Below are 8231 nucleotides of genomic sequence, written 5' to 3'. Positions count from 1 at the left end.
CTCGCCGGGCCCGGTTGCGGACCTGGTCGGCCCGCTCGGGAATCGTGTGCGGGATGCCGTGGCGGCGAAGCCATGAGCGGATCGCCTTCGAACTGTAGCCAGGATCCCTTGCAAGATCGGGATCTGTCCGGGTTCATCCGATGAGGCCGAGGGCGGCCAAGGGCCTGTGGCAGTCGCGGGCGGCGTGGCGTAGGGCGGCGTGCCTCGGCCGCGGCATCGAACTCGCCATGCTCGCCGAGGAGCTGAAGGCGAGCGACGTCGGCCTGGAGTTCCTCACCGGAGAGCTGAAAGGCTCCCACGACCCGTCCGGCATCGTGTTCACAGTGCTCGCCGCGATGTCGGGCATGGAGCGCGAGTACATCCGCGACCGCACCCTCGAAGGCCACGAGAGCGCGCGGAAGCGCGGCAAGACCATCAGCGGCGCGGGCGTCACCGACGACGACATGCTGTCCATGGCCCTCCACCTGCGCGACCAGGAGCTGAGCCTGCGCGACATCGCTTGTGGTACTGGATGGCCACCTTGCCCTTGCCGGTGCGGCACGGCGAGCCCGCCGGGGCGGCGCAGGTGGACATCGGGCAGTCGTGCGATTCAACACCGCCGACGAAGGCATGGGCCGCATCGCTTTCCTGCTGCTGGCCCTCTTCGCCGAGATGGAAAGCACCTTCACCGTCGAACGCGCAGCCCACGCCCGCGCCGTCGCCGAAGCCGCCGGCCGCCACATCGGCCGCCCCGTCGCCCACCCCGACGACAAGATCGAATACGCCAAGCTCCTCAAGGAGCAGGGCAGTAGCCTCGGCCAGATCGCGGTCAAGGCCGGCATCCCCAAAACCCTCCCTGCACCGCTACCTTCAAGGGTGAGTGTCGTGGTGCAGGGGTATGCCAAAGTCAACGGGGGTGGGCCATGGAGCGTGGAAAGCTGATCGCGGGCCGGTACGAGTTGGGCAAGCGGCTCGGCCGGGGCGGCATGGGCGAAGTGTGGGCGGCACGGGACCGCACCCTTCACCGCGACGTCGCGCTCAAACTGCTCGCCGTCGATGGGGCTGTCCACGCGGAGCTGCCCCAGCGGTTTGAACGCGAGGCGGTGGCCGCCGCACAGATCAACCACCCGCACGTGGTTGCCCTGTACGACCGGGGCGTCCACGAGGACATGCTGTTCCTGGTCATGGAGAAGGTCAAGGGAGCGACGCTCACCGAATACATCCATGCCAAGAGCCCTGTGCCCCCGGCGCGCGCCTTGGAGATCGTCAGCGGGATCTGCGCGGCCCTGGTCGCCGCGCACGAGGCCAGGGTCATCCATTACGACATCAAGCCGCACAACGTGATGGTCACCCCCGACGGGGACGTGAAGGTCGTCGACTTCGGGATCGCGGGGTTCGTCCAGGCCACGTTCTCCGTGGCACGCTCCTCCCAGCTGACCCCGGCCGGCACCCCGGAGTACGGAGCGCCGGAACAGTTCCTCACCGAACGCGGCGACGAACGCTCCGACCTGTACGCACTCGGTGGAGTGCTGTTCACCCTTCTCGCGGGTCAGCCGCCGTTCACCGGTCACAACGGGCTCGCGGTCATGCGGCGCAAACTCGACGAAGAAGCGCCACACCTCGATTCGCTCCGCCCCGACCTGCCGCCCGCGGTGACAGCGCTCGTTGCCGAGCTTCTGCAGCGCGATCCCGAACGGCGCCCCCAGTCGGCGCGCCACGTCCACGAACGTCTCCAGCAACTGCAGGCGGGTCTCGGCCCGAGCAATACAGGCGCACCGACCTTGCCGACCAAAGTGGAGCAGCCGCCACCGCCGAGCACAACGGCGGACGACACGCAGCAACCACCCAAAGCGGCAGCTCCCTTCGCTATTTCGTGGACAGGAAAGGAACCCCTGTCCACCTACACCGATTCCTCGGGCAAGGGTTGCCTAGCCGGCTTCGCGAGGGTGCTCCTGGCGGTGACGCTGCCGGGCATCGTCATACCGCTGCTGCTGCACCGCATCAAGGTCGGAGAGCAGAACGACAGCGGCTGGATGGCATGGTTTGTTCTGTCAATCGTCTTGGGACCAATCGCGCTCGGGATACTTCTCTGGCTCCGCACAGTGGCCTACCGGTTCAGGACCTCCGGCTGGTCCCTGTACGTTGGGCCTCAGGGCATCGCGACCACCAGCACCACTGGCAGGCGTGAATACCGGTGGAACCAGGTAAACGGGGTCACGATCGAAGAGATCGACGCCCCCATAGAATTCAACCTGCTCGATGGAAGCGGGTCTCGCAGCGCGCGCCCCTATAGGTACACCGGCCTCCACGCCCAGTTCACCATCGACGCAGCGCGCTCGGCCCCAGCCCATCCGGCAGGGTGGCCCCCGTCGCACCCGGGAAAGATCGCCGTCCGCAAGAGCGGGCTCATCCCCGTCTGCGTACTCGGCCCGCTGACGACCCGTCAGCGGACTGAACTGACAGAAGTCCTCGCCCAGTATGCAGAGGTCAGGGAAGGGCTCGCGGACCCTAGTCGGCCGCCCACTTAGCCATCCATGCCTCGTTCTGTGCCGAGATCACCAACTCGCAGCGGCTGATGAAGGCGTCGTCGCTCCGGATGCCGTCCGCCAGCTGTTCCCGGTCCGCCCCCGCGTCCGCCGACCGGCGGGCCAGGAGGCTCTCGAGTTCGGCGGCCGTACGGGAGAACTCCAGTTCCTGGTAGGCGTAGCGGGCCGCGGCCGCGTGGGCGGTGACCGTGGCGGTCACCGTGGTGACGGTCGCCACCCAGAGGGCCGCGCTATCCGTGCCGTAGACGCCGGCGAGAGCGCCCAGCCCGGACGCGACGACGGCCAGGGACAGTTCGCAGCGCCGCACGGCCGTGCACCTGCGGGACATCAGCGCGGCGCGCGGCCGGTAGTAGTCGCGGATCTGTCCGGTGAGTCGTATGGCGGTATAGGAGCCGACGTCGCGGACCTCCGGCAGCGGGCGCTGCCGGGGTGTCAGGCCGTCGGTCCGGTGCAGCAGGTCGCCGGCCTGGGCCGTCACACGGTCGGCCCGGTCGAGGAGGGTGCCGTCGATGTCGCCCTCCCGGTAGACGTCGGCGCGGGCCAAGGCCATGTACACCTCGCTCTTGAGCGCCTCGCTGACCGAGCGCAGCCGGGTCCAGTCCCGGAGCGAGGACGCCCCCAAACGGCTTGCCGCGACGGGCACGAGACCGGCGGAAAGGGCGCTTAGGAAGGTCAGCGTGCGGCCAGGCGTCGGGTGCCCGCCCATGAGCTGCGCACCGAGTGTCGCCAGCGCGGCGGCCGCGATCCCCAGCACCAGTGCCGTGGCACGGGCCCTGCCGATCGACCGCTTCGCGGCGTCGGCTGCCTGCGACCACACGCTCTGCCGGTTCCAGACGTGCTCCGTGACGGATTCACCCGGTTCCACCATGCGGGTGATTCTGCCAGCCTTGGTTGAGGGAGCGTCAGTAAGGCGGTGAGGGGGAGCGGATGGCGGAAGGACAGCGGGAGTCCCGGGGCGGGCCCGGCCGGCCCCCGCGCGTCGCCGCGGAGCTGAAGCAGTCCCGGGTGTGGGGGGTGGTGCTCCAGTCGGTGGGCGTGGTGGCGATGTCTCTCGGTATGGCGAGCGGAGCGCTCGCGTACCGGTCGATGCGCACATGGCACGCAGAGCATGGCTGGCCCGCCGTCGCCGTCGAGTGGGCGCTGATGGCCGCCCTGCTGACGGGCGGACGGCGCGCGCTCCGGCACGGCAGCCGGCACCGGGCCCCGGTGCTGCGGGCGCTGGCCGAGCTGCCGGAGGACGAGCGGATCGTGCTGTTCCTGCGCTCCTTCGCGGACGACGAGGGTTTCGCCCGCGTGCAGCGCGGGCCGGTCAGGGACGGGCCATGGGCCGCCGACACCGACACCGAGGAGCAGCAACTGCGGGAGGCGGTCACCCCGTTCGGCACGATGGTGGCGCTCGGCCGCCCGAAGGACCGGCTGCCGCAGGCCGGGGCGGGGCGGCACTACTCCTCGGACGAAGGGTGGCAGGCGCAGGTGCTCGCCGCCCTGGACCGAGCGGCGCTCGTCCTGCTGGCCTGCGGCCCGGGCCGGAATCTACGCTGGGAGGTGGAGCAGGTGGTCGCACAGGACCAGCCGGAGCGGTTGGTGTTGATCGTGGTCAGGGACGCCGCACAGTACGCGTCCTTCCGGGAGGCCATGCAGGACGCCTTCCCCAAGGGGCTGCCCTCCCTGGAGGCGGAGAGCGAGGGCGACGGCCGGCCGGCGGTCATGGTCGACGGACCGGACACGTACATCAAGGGCGCCGTCTGGTTCGACGCCGGCTGGACACCCCACCTGGCGCCCCTCGGAGCTGCGGATCCCGAGGTCGAGGTGATCTGGCTGATCGACCGCCTGGCCTGGGTCCGCAGCGCGTTCCCCCTGGCCATCCGGCCGGTCTTCCGCCGGGCCGGTCTCGACCCGCCGGGCCTGCCGCCCGGCCGGGTGAGCCGCCCGCGGGCCATCAAGGTCGCGGTGCCACTGATCGCGCTGGCCTGGGCGGGGTTCCTCGCCGCGACGCAGGCCGGAGGGGCGAACGGCCTCCCGACGCTGCTGCTCTTCGTGGGGCTGCCGATGGGCGGCCTGCTGCTGCGGACCTGGTTCGGCGGTCAGGTCGCCATGGGCTTCGTGAAGATCTTCTCCGGGATCTTCGCGGTAGTGCTGTGCCTGGCCCCCCTCTTCCCGGACGCGTCCCAGCGGACGCTCGGGTTCCTCCCCTTGGGCCTGGCGCTGACGGCAGGAGTCCTGCTCCTCAGCCGGCAGGACGTCCGCCGCTGGAAAGCTTCCGGCGCCTACCGCTCCGGCCCAAACGGAGCCTAGCTAATAGCTAGGACCGCATTCCGAAGAGGAACCGGGTCACCCTCGTGCGGCGGACCAGCAACTCGTACGCGGCGAGGGTGAGGGCGAGGGCGATCGTTACGAGCACCACGTACTCGACGAGGATCGGTGCCGTCCAGGCGACCACGAAGTACGCGACGGCGACCACGATCGGCTGGTGCAGGACGTACAGCGGCAGCACGGCGGCGGCGAGATAGCCGTAGAGGCGCCGACGCGTCGTCGGGGCCGGGTTCGGTTCCGCTCGCGGTTGCCGTGACCGCCGACGGTCCAGGAGGCCCAGAATAGCGACGACCAGACACCATCCGGCCGCCCCGAACAGCGTCCGAGTGGTGATGGCCAGGGCGGTCATCTCCGTGAAGGGCTCATCGGCGAGGGCGACGCCGGGGCCGGTCGCCAAGAACAGCAGGACGCCGAGCCAGGCCGCGAGCCCGGCATCGCGCCGCATCACGGTACGGAAGCGGTCGTCGGCGGCGAGCGCGAAGCCGGCGAGGAAGAACAGCAGATACGACCAGCGGTGCCAGCCCGCGTAGTCCTCCTCCATGCCCGCAAGAGCGCAGATCGCCGAGAGGGCGAGCGCCGGCAGGAGCACGAGGCCGCGTCGACGCAGGGTCGCCTGCGCCACGCGGTCGCCGATACGGCGGACGCGCTCGCGCGGCAGGCACCGGTGGAGCGGCGCCAGTATGAGGGAGAACGCCAGGAGGAGCACGACGAACCAGAGATGGCCGGTCTCGAAGTGCTCGCCCTGGACGAGGAAGGGGAACTCGTCGGGCTCCAGGTGCACGTCGTAAAAGCGCGGGAGGAACTCGAGGTACGACTCGTGGTAGTCGGCGCCGGCGGAGCGCAGCCGCAGCCACTGCGGCAGCGGGTTGAGCGCGAGGGTCACGAAGACCAGCGGCACGCCGAGCCGCAGCAGCCGTTCCTTGGCGAAGCCGCCCGCGCCACGGCGCAGCAACGAGTGCCAGGCGCCGAGGCCGGAGACGAGGAACAGCAGCGGCATGGCCCAGACGACCCCGAACCCGGCGACAATCATGATGACTTCGGTGGTCTCGGCGTTCTTGACGTAATAGTCGTCGTCGGTGGCGAACACGAGCGCCGAATGGAAGAAGACCAGCCCGATCACGATCAGTATCCGGATCGCGTCCAACTCCGGCCGCCGCTCCGGTAACGCCGCCTCCGTCGGTTCCGTGCGCGTCGCCATGCCCGTGCCCTCCCCGTCGCCGGTCCCCCACCAGTGTTGAGGGGCCGACCGCCGGGCGCCATCCCCGCGCCAGCCGGTCGCTCAGATTAGCGGTGGCAGGTGGTGACGCCCGGCTTCCAGGGACAGGCAATTCCGGCGAAGCCGCCGTTGCCGACGACGTCGGCGCTGAGCTTGTCGCCGCCGCGCAGCACCCGCCGGTCCTGGACGAGCCCGTCGGCACCGTCCCCGAATCGTCTCGACGAGCCACCGTCCGGGTCCGGCACTTCGGCCGTGCGGGCGGCGCCGGCGTACCGGCGCACCATCGAAGAGGTACTGGGAGAGCACCCAGGCGTCCCGGTTACCCCACAGGTCGCGCAGGGCACCCCTCGGCTGTAGTGACCGAAGCGGCCCGCCACGTAAGTCCCGTGGATGTGGCTGGCCATCCACGCGTTGACTGCCACGTTGATGATGACCGCGTACAGGTTGCCGCCGGTCTGCGCCAGGGAGTCCGGGACACCAGCGAGAACCAGCGCGAGTTAGGGGTTGTCGATCGGCGGCATCGGGGGCTGGCCCACGCCCTTCTCGTTGCTGCTCTCCTCGTAGGAGGCCAAGCCCTGTCCTTCTTGGCGCTCAGCGCCGCTCCAGTTCCTCGAACGAGCGGGACACCGGATGGGGCGAGGACGACGAGCACGAGTGGATCTGGTGAACATGCCAGGTGCCCGGGCGAGGGCCGTCACTCCCCCGCCCGGGCACGACCTGGCGCGTGCGGTGCGACCAAGGCGTGGACAGCAGCAGGCCGGGCACTGAGGGTGCCGGCCGCGCCCTAGGCGCTATGACACGCTCGCGCGGCCCCGTCCTGCCGGGCGGGGCCGAGGCGGGACACGGCGGACGTGTTCGGGCGCCTGCCGGGGAAGCTCACCACGTGTCGATGCGGCGCCCCGTGACTGCGGTGAGTTCGATCCGCATCCACAGGTCGTGCTCCCCTCCGGTCCACGGCCCGCTGTAGGCGAGCTCGGCGAAGCGGCGTACGGCGTCGGGGTCGGTCACGGCTTCGGCGCGCCCGCATACCAGGACACTCCAACCCTGACTCAACGCGTCGTCCACGCGGTCGACCTCGAAGGCCACCTCGCGATCGCGTCCCTGGGTGGGCACCGAGTCCGCCCGGGTCCGGAACACGACGGCGTCGTCGACGACGGAGTAGTTGACGGGAACGACGACCGGTGCGGCTTCGGTAGGTACCGCCAGGCGACCCACGCCGTGCGTCGAGAGCAGTCTGCGGCACTCCTCCTCATTCAGTTCGGTGAGGCGAGGACTGCAAGCGGCGCGCCCGATACCGGGTGGCAGGTCGACGTTTCCGCCGCCGAGTTCCGTCGGAGTGGTCCGCAGGGCTCCGGCCAGCCGAAGCAGAGTGCCCGCCTCCGGTGCCGCCGTGCTGAACTGCTCCAGGTGCGCGATATAGCTTGGGGCCATGCCGGCACGGAACGCGACTTCCTCCCGGGTGAGCCCCAGTTCCCTGCGCCGCCGCTCGATGCGCCGTCCGAGGTCGCCCTGCAGAGGTTGGTCCGTGACATGCGGCGGTGTCTGTTCGGCCATGGTCCGTCACTCCTCGTCGGGGCTTCCCCACAGCGGCCGGTTCCTGCCGCCGGTTCACCATGGCAAGGTCTCCGGTATTGCCCCGTAGATCCAGCATGCACGGCCTCGTGGCGGTCCGCTTGGGCCGGACGGCCCCCCTCCCCCGGGCGGGCGGGAGCGTCCTAGCTAGGAGCTGTCGTCAAATGTCACGCCCACATCAGAAGCGATGCGAGAGTGACGGCTGCCTGGTAGGACTCGGCGGTTTTGTCATAGCGCGTCGCGATACCGCGCCACTGCTCGAGGCGGTTGAAGCAGCGTTCCACGACGTTGCGTCGCTGTAGAACTGCTTGTCGAAGGTCGGCGGACGCCTGCCACGACATGGACCCGACCGAAGCTCTGCAGGTTCGACGCCAGCGACCGCTGGTCCTGGCTGGTCATCGCCGCCCACACCCAACTGCGGCTCCTCCGCCAGGCCGCTTCTGACCTGCGGCGCCCCTGGGAGAAACCCGCCGAGCCCGGCCCGAATGTGAGACAGGGCCGTTCGTTTTGACAGGCCCTAGTAGGGCTCCGTTAAGTTGCTCTGGCTCTTGGGTTTGGGCTGGTGGTGGACGTTCTGGGCAGCGGGCGGTGGCAGGTGGTGCAGG

7 protein-coding genes and 2 pseudogenes are annotated in these 8231 nt (G+C 70.0%); 4 read left to right on the top strand and 5 right to left on the bottom strand.

All coding sequences use genetic code 11. From position 1 onward, the window contains the following. Positions 1 to 140: 140 nt before the first annotated feature. The 3 genes and pseudogenes from ACIHCX_RS37995 to ACIHCX_RS37985 all read left to right on the top strand — a co-directional run. Positions 141 to 350 (top strand): annotated as a pseudogene (locus ACIHCX_RS37995) (hypothetical protein); the annotation flags it as partial. A gap of 232 nt (positions 351 to 582) precedes the next feature. Continuing rightward, positions 583 to 921 (top strand): hypothetical protein, encoded by a 339-nt coding sequence (locus tag ACIHCX_RS37990; protein WP_400037974.1) that lies wholly within the window; start codon positions 583 to 585, stop codon positions 919 to 921. Beyond that, positions 903 to 2507, top strand: a complete 1605-nt coding sequence (locus ACIHCX_RS37985; RefSeq protein WP_400037972.1) for a serine/threonine-protein kinase — start codon at positions 903 to 905, stop codon at positions 2505 to 2507. Before ACIHCX_RS37990 ends, ACIHCX_RS37985 begins: the two co-directional genes overlap by 19 nt. Here ACIHCX_RS37985 and ACIHCX_RS37980 read toward each other — a convergent pair. Further along, complete coding sequence (locus ACIHCX_RS37980; protein WP_400037970.1) at positions 2488 to 3393, bottom strand: DUF4231 domain-containing protein; 906 nt, start codon at positions 3391 to 3393, stop codon at positions 2488 to 2490. The two genes, ACIHCX_RS37985 and ACIHCX_RS37980, sit on opposite strands and share 20 nt — an antisense overlap. Before the next feature lie 59 nt (positions 3394 to 3452). On the opposite strand from ACIHCX_RS37980, the gene ACIHCX_RS37975 reads away from it, so the two are divergent. Further along, positions 3453 to 4820: a hypothetical protein gene (locus tag ACIHCX_RS37975; RefSeq protein ID WP_400037968.1), complete on the top strand. Its 1368-nt coding sequence runs from the start codon at positions 3453 to 3455 to the stop codon at positions 4818 to 4820. 7 nt (positions 4821 to 4827) lie between these two features. Here the strand turns inward: ACIHCX_RS37975 and ACIHCX_RS37970 are convergent, their stop codons facing one another. The 4 genes and pseudogenes from ACIHCX_RS37970 to ACIHCX_RS37955 all read right to left on the bottom strand — a co-directional run. Further along, positions 4828 to 6036, bottom strand: a complete 1209-nt coding sequence (locus ACIHCX_RS37970; RefSeq protein WP_400037966.1) for an acyltransferase — start codon at positions 6034 to 6036, stop codon at positions 4828 to 4830. An 86-nt stretch (positions 6037 to 6122) separates the two neighbouring features. Further along, the gene (locus ACIHCX_RS37965) at positions 6123 to 6338 is read right to left on the bottom strand and encodes a hypothetical protein (RefSeq protein ID WP_400037964.1); all 216 of its coding nucleotides are present in this window, start codon (positions 6336 to 6338) and stop codon (positions 6123 to 6125) included. A gap of 592 nt (positions 6339 to 6930) precedes the next feature. Next, positions 6931 to 7608 (bottom strand): helix-turn-helix domain-containing protein, encoded by a 678-nt coding sequence (locus ACIHCX_RS37960; protein WP_400037962.1) that lies wholly within the window; start codon positions 7606 to 7608, stop codon positions 6931 to 6933. Between the two features lie 185 nt (positions 7609 to 7793). Continuing rightward, positions 7794 to 7943: pseudogene (locus tag ACIHCX_RS37955) on the bottom strand (transposase); the annotation flags it as partial. Positions 7944 to 8231: the final 288 nt, after the last annotated feature.

This window comes from Streptomyces sp. NPDC052043 (assembly GCF_044548235.1).
Taxonomy (GTDB): domain Bacteria; phylum Actinomycetota; class Actinomycetes; order Streptomycetales; family Streptomycetaceae; genus Streptomyces.
The sequence above is the reverse complement of the archived record's forward strand: the minus strand, read 5'-3'. Positions and strand labels throughout refer to the sequence as shown.